This window comes from Amycolatopsis benzoatilytica AK 16/65 (assembly GCF_000383915.1).
Lineage (GTDB): Bacteria > Actinomycetota > Actinomycetes > Mycobacteriales > Pseudonocardiaceae > Amycolatopsis > Amycolatopsis benzoatilytica.
Genome location: NZ_KB912942.1, coordinates 8,374,629 through 8,388,850, shown reverse-complemented (window position 1 = coordinate 8,388,850; position 14,222 = coordinate 8,374,629). Strand labels below are relative to the sequence as shown.

Below are 14,222 nucleotides of genomic sequence, written 5' to 3'. Positions count from 1 at the left end.
CCCAATGTGGCATTGGGTGCATCACATGCACCGAATGCCACATTGGGTGCATCACACGCACCCAATGTGGCATTGGGGTGTTGCGGCGGGACCGGTCAGTGCATCGGCACTGCTGGGGCGACCTCGGCCGTCTCGGCCGGGGTCGCGCGGCGCTTCGGCAAGAAGAACGCCGGGATCAGGCAGCACGCCAGCAGGACCGTCGCCCACAGGAACGTCGTCGCGAACGAATCGCCGGCCAGGCCGGCCGCCGCCTCGTGGGTGGCCGGGTTCATCGTCGCCGCGGTGGCGGCGATCTGGCCCTGGCTGGTCGGCACGCCGAACTTCCCGGCGAGCAGCGCCGCCAGGATGATCGACATCACCGCGGAGCCGATCGCGCCCGCGGTCTGCTGCAGGATGTTCGTCGCGGTCGACGCCTTCGCCATGTCCTTGGGCTGCAGCGTCTGCAACGCGGCCGAGGTGATCGGCATCATCGTGCAGCCCATGCCGATACCCATCACGAACAGCGCCGACAGCAGCTGCCAATACGGCGTCGTCGAGCTGACCTGGGTGAACACCACCATGGCCAGCGCGATCAGCACCAGGCCGGGCAACACGATCTTGCGCGGCGCGATCTTGTCCGCGAGCCGTCCGGTGATCGGCATCGCGAGCATCGCGCCAAGGCCTTGCGGAGCCAGCAGCAGACCGGCGTGCAACGCGGTTTCTCCGCGCACCAGCACGAAATATGTCGGCAGCAGCAGCATCGCGCCGAAGAATCCGACGCAGAACACGGCCATGGTGATCATCGCGACCGAGAACGACCGGTTGCCGAACAGCTTCAGGTCGATCAGCGGGTTTTCCATGGTCCGCGCGCGGAGCACGAACGCGACCAGCAGCACCAGCCCGGCCAGCGCAGGCAGCCACACCTCGAGGGCGGCGACGGTGCCGGTGGACGGGATCCTCGAGACGCCGAAGATCAGCGCGGCCAGGCCCGGCGACACCATCAGCATGCCGACGAAGTCGAACCGGTTGGCGGGTTCCGGCTCGTCCTTCGGCAGCAGCCGCAGCGCGAGCGCGAACGCGATCACGCCGATCGGGACGTTGATGTAGAAGATCCAGCGCCAGCTCACCGCGTCGACGAGCCAGCCGCCGAGGATCGGGCCGCAGATCGGGCCGAGCAGCATCGGCACGCCGAGCACGGCCATCACCCGGCCGATCCGCTGCGGGCCGGCCGCGCGGGTCAGGATCGTCATGCCAGCCGGCATCAGCATGCCGCCGCCGAGCCCCTGCACGACGCGGAACGCGATCAGCGATTCCACGTTCCACGCACGCCCGGCCAGCATCGAGCCGACCAGGAAGGTGCCGATCGCCAGCAGGTACAGCCGTTTCGTGCCGAACCGGTCAGACGCCCAGCCGGTGACCGGGATGACCGTGGCCAGCGCCAGCATGTAGCCGGTGGCGACCCACTGGATGGTGTCGAAGGACGTGCTGAACTGGATAGTGAGCTTCTGGAGCGCGACGTTGACGACCGTGGTGTCGAGGATCGCCATGATCGCGCCGAGCACGACCACGGACGCGACCTTCAGCACCCCCCGGTCGAGTTTGTCACCGGAGGCGTCTGGCGAAGCCGGAGTCGCGGGTGCGGACATGCGGAACCCCCTCTGTGAGCCGTGGATACGCAAGCCCGGTGGCGCGACGACGCGACCGCGGTTCCCCCTTGCGCGCCCCGAGGGTAGCCGAGGCACCGGCGGGCAGCGCAACCCAATTCTCCCCCGGATGAAATCTCGCCTGGTCACGGTGAACTGGGAAAACGGTTCACCGGGTCAACGGATACTGTCTGTGGACTCGAGGTTGCCGAACCCGGGCTACGGCCGCGGTTTTAGCCCCGTCCAGGCAGATGCCGGTGGTGCAGCCCGGTGCCGGAGCGCGGGTCACTGCTTGATGCAGATGATTTCCTTCGGATCGGAGAACCACTGCTCGGCGTTCGCGCCGCTGCCGCCGCACGCCGACTTGTCCGTCGTGCCGGTCATCACCTTGACGATCTCCGCGTTTTTCTTTGGGTCCGCGCACGGCACCTTCTGGTAGGTGATCGAGTGCGATTCCAGTCCGGACAGGCAGTCCCCTTGCCGCACATTGGGAATCAGGCAGAAGGTGCGCACGTTCTTGCCGCCGGTCCGGAACCGGTAGTAGTCCCCGCTCGGGCACGCGGACCGCCGGGTGCCGGGGATGACCGCGACCTTGACGTTCGCGCCCGGGTCGGTGCATTCGACCGACTTGGTCGTCACCGCGGAGCCGGACTTCTCGACGTGCAGGCAGTCGTTCGCCGCGACGTCGCTGTTGTGGCCGCCGAACTTGAAAAAGCCGATCACCACGCCGACTGCCACGACCGCCACCGCGATGGCGATCATCAGCAGCATCCGCGGAGTGAAGGTTCGTTTCGCCTCGGCCTTGTCCATCCCGGTCAGCTGGGACAGCTTGCCGCCGATGCCCGGCCGCGGGGGCACGCCGCCCGCGCCGTAGTGCTGCTCGAACGGCGACGGGCCGGGCTGGCCGTAGGGCTGCTGGGCGGTCTGGCCCGGCCCGTGGTGGTAACCGGCCTGAGAGTAGGGCTGTTGCCCGGGAGTTTGCTGCTCGTACTGACCGTGGGGCGGTTGGCCGGCGGGCTGCTGTCCGTAACCCGGCTGGCCATAGGGCTGGCCGTATCCCGGCCCGCCTTGGTAGGGATCGGGCGGTCCCACCGGGCCGGATGGGGGAACGCTCACTGAGTACCTCGCAACTCCGAAGGAAAATTCCGACCCGGACATCCAACACGACCGGAGCGGCGACGCGCAGAGCTTCCGCGCGAAAAGGAGGCACTCCGCCGGTCGTGGAGCGCGAAAAGAAGGTGCCCCCGCCCGGTGGCGGAGCGCGAAAAAGGCGCCCCGCCGATGGCGGAGCGCCTCCTTCGGCTCTCGGTCAGTTCTTGAGCTTCACGCAGATGGTCGTCTTCGGCTCGGCGTAGGTGAGACCACCGCTAGCGTCGGTGCCCGCACAGGCTTGCTCGTCGGCTTTGCCGTCGATCACCTTCAGGATCTCCGCCTCCGCGGCCGGGTCGGTGCAGGACACCTTCTGGTAGCCGGCGGTGTCGGACTTGACGTTCTTGAGGCAGTCGCCCTGCTTGACGTTCAGCATCAGGCAGAGCAGGTAGTCCTTCCCGCCACTGACCTGGTACCGGTCGTAATTGCCCGCCGGGCAGGTGTCGCTCTTGCCCTCGACCCGGACGCCGATCTTGACGTTCGCGCTCGGATCCCCGCAGTCGACCTTGTCCGGGTTCGCGCCCTGCTTGAACTCGGTGATCTTCAGGCATTCGCCGGCGTTGGCGTAGTCGGGCGAGGTGGTGAAGCTGACGATCCCGGCGACGATGCCGCCGATGACGAGCAGCAGCACCAGACCGAGCCGGACGAACCGCATCTTCGACTTCGGTGCCGGCGCCGGGAAGACGGTCTGCCCCGGCGGAGGGACCGGCTGGCCGTCGAACGGCGGCTGGCCGGGCTGCGGTCCACCGTTCGGCTGGCCGGGGTAGGGCTGGCCGGGGTACGGCGCACCGCCGGGCATCGGCTGGCCGTATCCGGCCGGTCCGGGCTGGCCCGGTGTGCCGTACGGGTCGGACGGGCCCACCGGCGGCTGGCCCCCAGGGGCCGGAGGGGGAACGCTCACTGTTGCCTCGCAAAGGGTGCGGACGGATCAGACCCGGACATCAAACACTCAGGGTGATCAAAGGCAGTGAGCAGTACCCCTGAAAGGGTTAATAACCGACAGAAAAGGCGCCCCGTTTGATCACGGAGCGCCTTTTCCCGGCAACCTGCGCGAAAGTCAGTCGCGTAGGTAGGACAACAGTCGCAGGATCTCCAGGTACAGCCAGACCAGCGTGGTCATCAGGCCGAACGCGGCGTACCAGGCCCACTTCGACGGCATTCCGGCCCGGATCATCCGGTCGGCCTGGTCGAAGTCCAGCAGGAAGCTGAACGCGGCGATGCCGATGACGACCAGGCTGAAGACGATCGACAGCGGGCCGCCGCCGCGCAGCGGGTTGAAGTCGAAGAACACCGCGGTGACCAGGTTGACCAGCATCAGGATGGCCGCGCCGGCGATCGCGCCGACGATCCACTTGGTCAGCTTCGGGGTGACCTTGACCGCGCCGGTCTTGTAGACCACCAGCATCGCGACGAACACGCCGGCGGTGCCGATCAGCGCCTGCAGCGCGATGCCCGGCAGGAACAGCTCGAACATGCCGCTCAGCGCACCGAGGAAGAGACCTTCGGCCCCGGAGTAGACCAGCGTGAGCGGTCCGCTCGGCTTCTGCCGGAAGATGATCACCAGCGACACGACGAGACCCACCACGAGTCCGCCGAGCAGGGCGCCGAGAAGCGCGCCGCTGGGCGAAAGCCGGCCCAGGGAGTCGCGGACGAGCTGGCTCTGCGCCCAGATCGCGGACACGACGCCGACGACGAGCGCGACGGCCAGGGAGAGGCCGGTCTTGATGACGACGTCGTCGACGGTCATCGGACGGTCGGCGGAGGCAGCGCCCATCTGTCCGGGGCCGTAGCCCGGCACGCCGCCCTGCCCTTGCTGGCCGTAGGGCCCTTGCTGGCCATAAGGCTGGTTGAAGCCGACGTTCGGGCCGTACTGCCCGGCCGCGGACGCACCGCGCGGCAGATTGCGGAACGCCGGATTGCTGCTGGAACGCACCTGTCCTCCTGGACCTACTGGCACCTTGCATCGGGTTCAACGCCGGAACGGGCCTGCTGGTTCCCGGTCGGGTAAAGACGATTTTACCCATCCTCCGCACGGGTGGGCTACTGCCCGCACCACCCACCGTAGGGCAGGCGGATCACGACCGTTCACCGAAGGTCACCGGTTGGTCCCTAGACAACCGACGGGGTGACCCGAGACCCTTCACCACGCGTGTCCGGGAAGTGACCGAACGCGTGTCGGGGAGTTGTTCGATCAGGTGAACTGCGGTGACGCTGTTCACGGCGTCAGCAGGCACATCGAAGGAGTCAACACACCATGGGGTGGATCTCACGCCCGCGCGCTCGCTGGCGCGCGGCCACCGGGCTGGTCGCCGCCGCACTGCTCGGCGCACTCTCCGTAACCGCACTCGGGACGACCCCGGCCGCCGCATCCGGGGTCCAGGAAGGAATCGGCCGCGAAATCAAGCCCGGTCAGCCGATGTCGCCGCACGCGCCCAGCCGCAACTGGCTCGGTTCCTACCTCGTCGGCGGCAAGCAGGTGTTCTGCGTCAGCTTCCAGAAGACCGCGCCGAATTCGGACGAGGTGTACAAGCCCGGCCAGGAACTGCTGACGAAGTGGGGCGACAAGATCCCCACTGACCAGGCGGCCAACATCTCGTACCTGCTGCTGCGCTACGGCAACACCCAGGACCCGGACGAGGCCGCGGCACTCGCCCACCTGCTGCACTCGTGGACCTCGGCTCCCCGGCCCGGGCACGACGACCTCAACCCGAACCTGACCGCGGACGAGATCGGCTACGACGCGCAGTTCCATCTGGACCGGCTCCCGCAGCAGGCCAAGGACGACGTCGCCAAGCTGACCGCGGATGCGGTGGCCAACCGCGGACCGTGGACGGCCTCGGTCACCGCGCCCAAGGACCCGCAGCACCTCGGCCAGCCGGCGACCTGGACCTTCCAGGTCAAGAACGCCAAGGGCAAAGGCGTCGCCGACATCCCGGTCAAGCTGACCGCGACCGCCGCGACGATCCTCCCGGCCGACAAGTCCGGGAAGACCGGCCAGCCGGACGCTTCGGCGACCGGCAACTCGGCACCGCAGGCCGCCCCGTCCGAGACCACGCTGAAGACCGGTGCGGACGGCACGGTCACGGTGAAGCTTTCGCCGACTGGCGACCAGCCGAAGCTGGCCGGCTCGCTGTCCGCGCCCGCGGACCGGCCCTACGTCCAGGAACCGGTCCGCACCGGCATCCAGAACGTCGTTTCCACCGGCGGCGAGAAGACCTTGACCGCGCAGGGCGTGGTCGCTGTCGCCAAGCCGGGCAAGGTTCAGGTCACCAAGACCGACGCGAAGACCGGCAAGGGGATCGGCGGCGCGACGCTGCGGATCACCGGCAAGGACCGCAAGAGCGCGGCCACCAGCCAGGACGGCAAGCCGCTCGTCGGGCCGGACGGGCAGCCCGCCGTTGTCACCACCAGCGGCGACAACGGCACCGCGGCGGTAGAGAACCTGCTGGCACCGCAGGACATCTGCGTCGTCGAGGTGAATGCGCCGCCGGGTTACACCAACGCGTTCGACCCGAACAACCCGCCCGCCGCGTGCGGGTCGCTGCAGCCGGGCGGCACACTGGCGCTGACGGCGGCCAACACCCCGAACGAAGTCCCCCATGCCATTCCCGCCGGCGACCGGCCGGTGACGGTGGCGCGGGGCACGGTCGAGACGAGCTTCTCCACGCCGGGTCTGGCCGGCTTGGCGGCGCTGGTGCTCATCGGTTCGGGCCTGGTCGGGTTCGCCGCTCGGCGGTCGGCCCGGCGGTAATCGGAAGCGGCAGGGGCAATGACCGGAAAAGGGCGGCTGATCGGCGGGTTCATGCTGGGCGCGGCGAGCGTGCTGGCAGTGGAGCTCGTGACAGTCGTGATCAGTTCACCGCCGACGACGGTGGTGGCCGGGAGCGCGTCCCCGGCCGTCGCCGCCGCGGGCGCCGCGCCGCAGCAGGCGGCGGCCGCACCGCCGGCGAGCAGTCCGTCCTCCGCGCCGTCGTCTTCGGCGGCAGCGGCGCCGCCCGCGGCACCGGCGGAGAACCGGCCCAAGCCGCCGCCGGGACCGCAACCGCCGGGCACGCTCCGGCTGCCCGGCGGCGGGACCGCGGCGATGGTCCGCCAAGACCTCGGTCCGGGCAACACGCTGCCAGTGCCGTCGGACATCGGGCAGGCCGCCTGGTGGGGCGCGGAACTCGACGCGGCGAGCGGGGCCAGTGTGTTCGCCGGCCACGTGAACTGGCGCGGGGCGACCGGGCCGTTCTCGGAGCTGTGGAACGAGCGCATCGGCGGAGTGGTGACGATCGTGGACCAGGCGGGCAAGACGAGCCGGTATCGGATCTCGCAGCTGGTCACCGTGCACAAGAACGACCTGCCCGCCCGTGCCGACGATCTGTTCGGCCAGGCCGGCCCGCACCGGGTGGTGCTGGTGACCTGCGGCGGCCGGTGGATCGGCGGCAGCGACGGGTACGAGGAGAACCGGGTCGTGATCGCGGATCCGGCCTGAGCCGCCGGGATTCCCGCGCTGGCCCGGACGGCGGCTGGCCCGCGCCGCCGCCCGGGTGGTGCGTGCCGGCACCGGTGCCGGGTCAACGGCGATAAGTGAGACAGGCGAGGTCTTCGACGGTGCCGGCGGCCGCGAGGCGCCAGCGTTTGGCGTCCGCGGCATCGCTGAACAGGCGGGCGCCATGGCCGATCACCAACGGAAAGACGATCAGGCGAAGCTCGTCGACCAGGTCGTGTGCGACCAGTTCACGCACCAGCAGGGAGCTGGCCCAGATCATGATCGTTCCGTCGACGTTGGCCTTGAGTTTGGCCGCTTCGGTAGCCGCGTCGCCATTGAGCACGGCGGTGTTGGTCCAGGACGGGTCGGTCAAGGTACTGGACACGACGTACTTCGGGAGGTCCCTGACGAGTTCCGCGACCGGGCCGGTGCCCTCGGCGTAGCGAGGAGCGAAGAACTCGTAGGTGCGGCGGCCGAACAGCAATGCCTGCACGCCACGCGTGTCGTGCAGGATGCGTTGGAGCCATTCTTCGTTCGCGGCCGCCGACAGGCCGTCGCGCCAGTCGAACGCGCCGGCGCTCTCCTCGCCGATCGGGTCCTGCATGACACCGTCGAGAGTGATGTTTTCGAAGACGACGATCTGTCCCATGGGGTGCTCCTAATGTTCGAGGTCACCGAGACAGATCCGGGGCGCGGCGAAAACTGGGCGGTCCGCACCGCCCAGTTTCCCCGGCGCGCGGGGTCGGTCTGCTTGACGGCTTGTCCGGCCGGATCCACCGCCGAAACCGTTGGCGCTCGGCCGGGCGCGCGGAAAGGACGAATGCGGTGACCGCAGAGCTGATCGCCCGGTGCCGGGCCGGCGATGCCGACGCGTTTCGCGAACTCGTCGAACCGTTCCGCCGGGAACTGCTGGTGCACTGCTACCGGTTCCTCGGTTCGATGCACGACGCCGAGGACGCCCTGCAGGAGACGCTGCTTGACGCCTGGCGAGGGCTCGGCGGGTTCGAAGCCCGGTCGACGGTGCGAACTTGGCTTTACCGCGTCGCGACGAACCGCTGCCTCAAGCTGCTGCGAGCCGCCAGCCGGAGGCCGCGCGCTGCGATTCCCGGTTCCAGTGCGGCCGCGTCGGAGCTGCCCGAACCGTCGGCGCGCGGCGAGATCGGCTGGCTCGAACCCTTTCCCGACGTGCTGCTCGACGGGCTTGCTGACCCGGTGCCCGGCCCCGAGGCGCGCTACGAGTCGAAGCAGGCGATATCGCTGGCGTTCGTCACCGCCGTTCAGCTGTTGCCGCCGCGCCAGCGTGCCGTGCTCATCCTCCGGGACGTACTCGGCTACCGCGCGGCCGACGTCGCCGAATTCCTGGACGCCACTGAAGAATCCGTCACCAGCGCGCTCAAACGCGCCCGCGCCGGCATCCGCGCACAGCCGTCCGGATTCCGCGCCACACAACCGCCGCCGCCCGACTCGCCCGGTGAGCGGCAGCTCGTAGACGGCCTGGCCCGAGCCTTCGAATCGGGCGACGTCGAGGGGGTGGTCGCGCTGCTCACCGACGATGTCCGCCTCACGATGCCGCCGCTGCCGGCCGAGTATCTCGGCCGGGAAGCGGTTGCCCGTCTCCTGGCCGCCGTCTTCCACCGGATCACCCGTTACCGGCTGGTCGCGACCCGCTCCAACGGTCAGCCCGCCTTCGGCGTCTACGTCCTGGACCATCGTTTGGTCGCATGGCGCGCCACCGGCTTGCTGGTTCTCACCCTCGCGGCGGACCGCATCGCCGCGGTGACCCGCTTCGAAAACAGCCACCTTCCCCGCTTCGGCCTGCCCCGCACCCTGCCGCTGGACCGCTAGCCGCGCCCGGCGAGACATTTCGAGAACGAAAGATCCGGCGGGTGCCCCCGCGGTACCGGCATTCCGCCCTCTCCGAAACTCGAAAAGCGGCCGTTGCCTGCCGGATCGGATCGCGAAGCTAAGTTACTTGCGAGTAACATCACCCTGGTCCGTTGTGGTCAGACCGGCGTCGATGCAGCAGAATGCGTCTGGGACCAGCGGCGGCACGGCGGAGGGTGATGGAAATGGCGACGTTCTTGGTGACAGGCGCGACCGGGTTGATCGGACGCCAGGTCACCCGGCGGTTGCTCACCCGGCCGGACGTGGAACGGGTCACGCTCGTGGTCCGCGCGTCCTCGCGGAACAAGCTGGCCGCGCTGGTCGACGGGTGGCCGCACCCGGATCGCGTGAAGCTGGTGACCGGCGATCTCGGCGAACCGCTGATGGGAGTGTCCGAAGAGGACCGCGAAGCGCTGCGCGGCGTGGACCACGTCGTGCACCTGGCCGCGCTCTACGACCTCACCGCGGACGACGAGACCAGCATCCGGGCCAATGTGGACGGTACGCGGAACGTCCTCGATCTTGCCGCCGACCTGCGCGCGGGCTGCTTCCACCACGTCTCGTCGGTCGCCGTCGCCGGCGACCACGAGGGACTGTTCACCGAGGACATGTTCGACGTGGGCCAGCGGCTGATCACGCCGTACCACCGCACCAAGTTCGAGGCCGAGAAGCTGGTCCGGGAGCAGCACCAGGTGCCGTGGCGGGTGTACCGGCCCGCGGTCGTGGTCGGCGATTCGCAGACCGGCGAAATGGACAAGATCGACGGCCCGTACTACCTCTTCCCGGCGATCAGCCGGCTCGCCGGGCTGCCGGACCTGCCGACCGCGGGCCCGGACCTGGGCGACACCAACGTGGTCCCGGTCGACTACGTCGCGAAGGCGCTGCTGGAGCTGGCGACCACGCCGGGCCTGGACGGCCGCGCCTTCCACCTGGTCAACCCCGAGCCGCAGCCAGTGGTGTCGGTCTACAACGCGTTCGCCCGTGCCGCCGGGGCGCCCACGATCACCGTGCAGCTGAACGAAAAGGTGTCGAAGGGAATCGTCGGGCTGGTCAGGCTCAGCGAGCACATCCCCGGGTTCACCATCGCCCGCGACGCGGTGCTGGAACGGCTCGGCATTCCTCCGGTGCTGCTGGAAACGATGGCTTTCCCGTCGGTCTTCGCGTCCGCGGAGACGCGCAAGGCGCTCGCCGGCAGCGGCATCGAGGCACCTCGGCTCGACGAGTACGCGGCCACGCTGTGGCGCTACTGGCGGGAGCACCTCGACCCGTTCCGGGCCCGCAAGCACGGCCCGCGCGGCGAACTGGACGGACGCCGGGTGATCATCACCGGCGCTTCGTCGGGCATCGGCCGGGCCACCGCGCTGAAGGTCGCCGCGAAAGGCGGGGTCCCGCTGCTGGTCGCGCGCCGGCAGCACGAACTGGAGGAAGTGCGGGACGAGATCATCGCGGCAGGCGGCACCGCGTCGGTCTACCCGGCCGACCTCACCGACGAGGAATCGGTGACCAAGGCGGTCGACGCGATGCTCAGCGAGCACGGCCGGATCGACATGCTCGTGAACAACGCCGGCCGGTCCATCCGGCGCTCGATCAAACTGTCCTACGACCGGATGCACGACTACGAGCGCGCGATGGCGATCAACTACTTCGGCGCGGTCCGGCTGATCCTGGCGGTCCTGCCGCACATGTCGGAGAGGAAATTCGGGCACATCGTGAATGTGTCCTCGATCGGCGTGCAGGGAATCGCGCCTCGGTTCTCCGCATACGCCGCGTCGAAGGCCGCGCTGGACTATTTCTCCCGGATCGCGGCGACCGAAACGCACGGCGACGGGATCACCTTCACCACCATTCACATGCCGCTGGTGCGCACGCCGATGATCCGGCCGACGAAGATCTACGACGCGTTCCCGACCAAATCTCCGGAGCAGGCGGCGGACATGGTGCTGAAGGCGCTCGTCGAGCGGCCGAAGCACATCGGCACGCCCGCCGGCCAGGCGATCGGCCTGGCCTACACGCTCACGCCGGGCCTGACCGACGCGATCGCCTACCAGGGCTTCCGGATCTTCCCGGACTCCACGGCGGCGGGCGGCAGCGGAAAACTGAAGATCGGCCGGGGCGAGAAACACCTGTCCAGGGCGGCGATGGCGCTGGCCCGGCTGTCCCGCGGGTTCCACTGGTAGTCACCGTCGCGCCCGGCGGGTGAGGCCGTTCAGGCGAGTTCGGCGCCAGGAGCCGGCCCGGGGTGGTGATTCACCACTCCTGGCGGCACGGACCGCAGGTGCGCGGGTACGGTCGTGGGCATGGTTCCCGAGCGAGACAACGGCCTCCTCCCGCTGCGGCGCGAATACACCGAAGCCTGGCGCGGCTTCGACCGCAACGAGGTGCGGCAGTACCTCGACCACCTCGAGGGTCAGCTGCACCGGCTGATGACCGACCGCGACGCGGCGGCGACCCAGGTGACCACCCTGTCGCGCGAGCTGGAGGCGGCGCGCGGCGAGAACGCCAAGCTGAAGGCCCGCGTCGAGGAGCTGATGAAGCCGCCGGAGCGGCTCGAGGACCTCGACGAGCGGATGCAGCGCACGGTCACGCTGGCGCACGCGCGCGCGGACGAGATCACCAAGCGCGCGCAGGTGGCGGCCGAGAAGCACTGGGCGTCCTCCACCGAGGCGTCCACGAAGCTGCGCGAGCGCTACCACCGGCTGGTCGAGGAGCTGGACAAGCAGGCGGAGGCACTGCACTCGGAGCACGAGGCGGCGCTGAAGGAAACCCGCGCCGAAGTCCAGCGCTTGACCGTCGAGGCGGCACAGCGCCGGGAACTCCTCGACAACGAGGCCGAGCGCAAGCGGCGCAAGATCGAGCGCGACTTCGACTCGAAGATCACCGCCGAGCGCTCCGCGCACGAGAAGCTGATCGCCGACCAGCGCACGGCCAGCAAGAACCAGGCCGAACGCCGCATCGCGGAAGCGACCGCGGAGGCGTCCCGGCGCGTCGAGGAAGCGACGACCGAGGCGAAGCGCCGCCTGGACGAGGCGACCACGCAGGCGGCCCAGCGCACCACAGCTGCCACCCGGAAGGTCGAACGGCTCGCGGAGATCCGCGAACAGGCCCGGAAGAACCTGGCGATGGCGGACGAGGTGCTCAGCCGCAGCGAAGGGCTGCTGACGTCGATGCCGGCGGAGTCGGTGTTGCCGGTGGCGTCGAAGCTGGTGGGCGGGGACGACCCGGCCAATCCGGATCCTTCGCCGGCCAGTGTTGCGGGGGCGTCGGCGGGTTCGGGCTCGACGGCCGCGCAGAAGAAGGACTCGGCCGCCGCCGCTCCGGCTGCCACGGAGAAGAAGGACTCGACCGCGGCGGCTCCGGCTGGTGCGGAGAAGAAGGACACGCCTGCTCCAGCGACCCCGGCGGGCACGACTGGCGCGGCTGCCCCGGCAAATGCGCCTTCGCCGAAGCCCAAGCCGACCTCGACGAACGCAGCAGGCACCGACTCAGCGGCCAAGGCGGCCGGCAACAGCACGTCGGCCAGCAGCACGTCTGGCAATGGGGCCGCAGGCAACAGCACGTCGGCCCACAGCGGACCGGCGGACAGCGGAACGAACGGCAACCGGGCAGCGGGCAAGGCAGCCCAGCCGCAGACCGCGGGCAAGCCGCGCGCCTGAGACTCGCCCCGCCTTGATGTCCGTGAAGGGCCCCTTGAGGGAATCAGATTCCCTCAAGGGGCCCTTCACGGCAGGTCAGCCGGACCGACTCGGCGGGTGAAACAGCCGGTCAAGTCACGCCGTTCGCGGCCACGGATTGGCCGCCTCCAGCTCCGCTGCCAAACCGAGCAGTACGGCTTCTCCCCCGGGCCTCGCGATCAGCTGCACGCACATCGCAAGCCCGTGCACTGGTTCCCGGTAGATCGGCACCGACATCGCCGGATAGCCGGCCAGGTTCCACGGGCCGGTGAACGACGCCACGCGCGATGACGGCACGGCGTTCGTCAGCCAGGGCTTCTGATGCCACCGCTGGGCTTTCAGCGGGAGCGTCGCCAGCGTCGGCGTCACCAGCACGTCGTGCGTCTCGAAGAACTGCTCCGCGATCGCTGTCCATTCGTCTTGTGCACGGTCCGTCACGAGGCGTGCGGTCAACCGCCCGATCCGCACGTGCCGTCGGGTGCGGGGTTGCAGCCGCGAGAGGTCGAACGTGCCGGCAGCTTGCTCGGCCGGTCCGGCGAACCAGCGGGCGACCAGGCCGCCCAGTGCGCGGATCGGGTACGCCGGGGTCGCCGGGGCCACCGTGTGTCCGGCGGTGCGCAGCAGCCCGGCCGCTTGGTCCACGGCGGCGCGCAGCGACCGGGGCAGCGGGGCGCGGGTGAACGGGACCTGAGTGGAGACGGCGATTCGCTGCCGGGACGGCTCGGCCACCTCCGTCCATTCCGGACGGTCTGCCAGCACGGAGAGAAGCAGCGCGGCGTCCGCGGTGGTCGTGGCAAGCGGACCGTGCGTGGAGAGGCCGAACCAGCCGGCTTCCTGCTCCTTGATGACGCCTCGGCCGGGCTTCAGGCCGACGATTCCGCACATCGCCGCGGGGAGGCGGATCGAACCCAGTCCGTCCGTGCCGTGCGCGACGGGGACCAGGCCGGCCGCGACGGCCGCGGCGCTTCCGCCGGACGAGCCGCCTGCGGTGTAGGTCGGGTTGCCGGGGTTGCGGGCGATGCCGTCCGGGTCGTCGCTGCTCGGGAAGATGCACAGCTCCGGCACCCGGGTCAGGCCGACGATCACCGCGCCGGCGGCGCGCAGGCGGGCGGCGATGAGCCCGTCCTCGGCGGCGGGCGTACGGGGGCCCGCAGTCGAGCCCCAGCCGGCGTATTCGCCGGCCACCTCGGTGACGTCCTTGACCGCTACCGGGACGCCGGCCAGCGGCAGCGAGGCCAGATCCGGGCGCGCGGCCAGTTCGGCGGCCTCCGCTCGGGCTTCGGCTGCTCGCACTCGCCGGAAGGCGCCTACGACGCCGTCCGCGGCTGCGATCCTGGCCAGGGCTTCCTCGGTCACCTGGACCGGGTCCAGCTCCCCTGCTCGCACGCCGCGAGCGATCTCTACCGCCGTCTGCACCATGTC

General features: G+C 69.8%; 11 protein-coding genes. 5 read left to right on the top strand and 6 right to left on the bottom strand.

The features are described 5' to 3' along the window. Positions 1-95: 95 nt before the first annotated feature. The 4 genes from AMYBE_RS0139275 to AMYBE_RS0139260 all read right to left on the bottom strand — a co-directional run bounded on the left by AMYBE_RS0139275 (position 96) and on the right by AMYBE_RS0139260 (position 4,704). Complete coding sequence (locus AMYBE_RS0139275) at positions 96-1,625, bottom strand: DHA2 family efflux MFS transporter permease subunit (RefSeq protein ID WP_027928498.1); 1,530 nt, start codon at positions 1,623-1,625, stop codon at positions 96-98. A 282-nt stretch (positions 1,626-1,907) separates the two neighbouring features. Next, positions 1,908-2,738: an LppU/SCO3897 family protein gene (locus AMYBE_RS0139270; protein ID WP_154676423.1), complete on the bottom strand. Its 831-nt coding sequence runs from the start codon at positions 2,736-2,738 to the stop codon at positions 1,908-1,910. A gap of 193 nt (positions 2,739-2,931) precedes the next feature. Further along, positions 2,932-3,672: an LppU/SCO3897 family protein gene (locus tag AMYBE_RS0139265; protein ID WP_027928497.1), complete on the bottom strand. Its 741-nt coding sequence runs from the start codon at positions 3,670-3,672 to the stop codon at positions 2,932-2,934. Between the two features lie 156 nt (positions 3,673-3,828). Further along, positions 3,829-4,704: a Bax inhibitor-1/YccA family protein gene (locus AMYBE_RS0139260; RefSeq protein WP_020664886.1), complete on the bottom strand. Its 876-nt coding sequence runs from the start codon at positions 4,702-4,704 to the stop codon at positions 3,829-3,831. Positions 4,705-5,025: 321 nt separating this feature from the next. Between AMYBE_RS0139260 and AMYBE_RS0139255 the strand changes: the two genes are divergently transcribed. Together AMYBE_RS0139255 and AMYBE_RS0139250 are read left to right on the top strand one after the other, a co-directional pair. Beyond that, positions 5,026-6,522 carry an MSCRAMM family protein gene (locus AMYBE_RS0139255; RefSeq protein ID WP_020664885.1) on the top strand — a complete coding sequence of 499 codons (1,497 nt, stop codon included), beginning with the start codon at positions 5,026-5,028 and terminating at the stop codon, positions 6,520-6,522. An 18-nt stretch (positions 6,523-6,540) separates the two neighbouring features. Next, on the top strand, positions 6,541-7,248 hold the full coding sequence (locus AMYBE_RS0139250; protein WP_020664884.1) for a class F sortase: 708 nt from the start codon (positions 6,541-6,543) through the stop codon (positions 7,246-7,248). Positions 7,249-7,330: 82 nt separating this feature from the next. Here AMYBE_RS0139250 and AMYBE_RS0139245 read toward each other — a convergent pair whose 3' ends face one another. Further along, a complete protein-coding gene (locus tag AMYBE_RS0139245; protein WP_020664883.1) occupies positions 7,331-7,894 on the bottom strand; it encodes a dihydrofolate reductase family protein in 564 nt (187 codons plus the stop codon). Positions 7,895-8,070: 176 nt separating this feature from the next. Here AMYBE_RS0139245 and AMYBE_RS0139240 point away from each other — a divergent pair, with 176 nt between their 5' ends. The 3 genes from AMYBE_RS0139240 (at position 8,071) to AMYBE_RS43105 (ending at position 12,782) form a co-directional block, all read left to right on the top strand. After that, on the top strand, positions 8,071-9,090 hold the full coding sequence (locus AMYBE_RS0139240; protein WP_020664882.1) for an RNA polymerase subunit sigma-70: 1,020 nt from the start codon (positions 8,071-8,073) through the stop codon (positions 9,088-9,090). Between the two features lie 224 nt (positions 9,091-9,314). Next, positions 9,315-11,306: an SDR family oxidoreductase gene (locus AMYBE_RS0139235; RefSeq protein WP_027928496.1), complete on the top strand. Its 1,992-nt coding sequence runs from the start codon at positions 9,315-9,317 to the stop codon at positions 11,304-11,306. A 120-nt stretch (positions 11,307-11,426) separates the two neighbouring features. After that, entirely contained in the window at positions 11,427-12,782 is a 1,356-nt protein-coding gene (locus tag AMYBE_RS43105) for a coiled-coil domain-containing protein (protein ID WP_020664880.1), read from the top strand. A 114-nt stretch (positions 12,783-12,896) separates the two neighbouring features. On the opposite strand, the gene AMYBE_RS0139225 is transcribed toward AMYBE_RS43105, so the two are convergent. Next, the gene (locus AMYBE_RS0139225; protein WP_020664879.1) at positions 12,897-14,219 is read right to left on the bottom strand and encodes an amidase; all 1,323 of its coding nucleotides are present in this window, start codon (positions 14,217-14,219) and stop codon (positions 12,897-12,899) included. Positions 14,220-14,222: the final 3 nt, after the last annotated feature.

Bases quoted from the DNA above. Each gene is read 5' to 3' on its own strand.
- AMYBE_RS0139245 (WP_020664883.1), bottom strand. From the start codon at position 7,894: ATGGGACAGATCGTCGTCTTCGAAAACATCACTCTCGACGGTGTCATG.
- AMYBE_RS0139225 (WP_020664879.1), bottom strand. From the start codon at position 14,219: ATGGTGCAGACGGCGGTAGAGATCGCTCGCGGCGTGCGAGCAGGGGAG.
- AMYBE_RS0139275 (WP_027928498.1), bottom strand. From the start codon at position 1,625: ATGTCCGCACCCGCGACTCCGGCTTCGCCAGACGCCTCCGGTGACAAA.
- AMYBE_RS0139235 (WP_027928496.1), top strand. From the start codon at position 9,315: ATGGCGACGTTCTTGGTGACAGGCGCGACCGGGTTGATCGGACGCCAG.
- AMYBE_RS0139255 (WP_020664885.1), top strand. From the start codon at position 5,026: ATGGGGTGGATCTCACGCCCGCGCGCTCGCTGGCGCGCGGCCACCGGG.
- AMYBE_RS0139250 (WP_020664884.1), top strand. From the start codon at position 6,541: ATGACCGGAAAAGGGCGGCTGATCGGCGGGTTCATGCTGGGCGCGGCG.
- AMYBE_RS43105 (WP_020664880.1), top strand. From the start codon at position 11,427: ATGGTTCCCGAGCGAGACAACGGCCTCCTCCCGCTGCGGCGCGAATAC.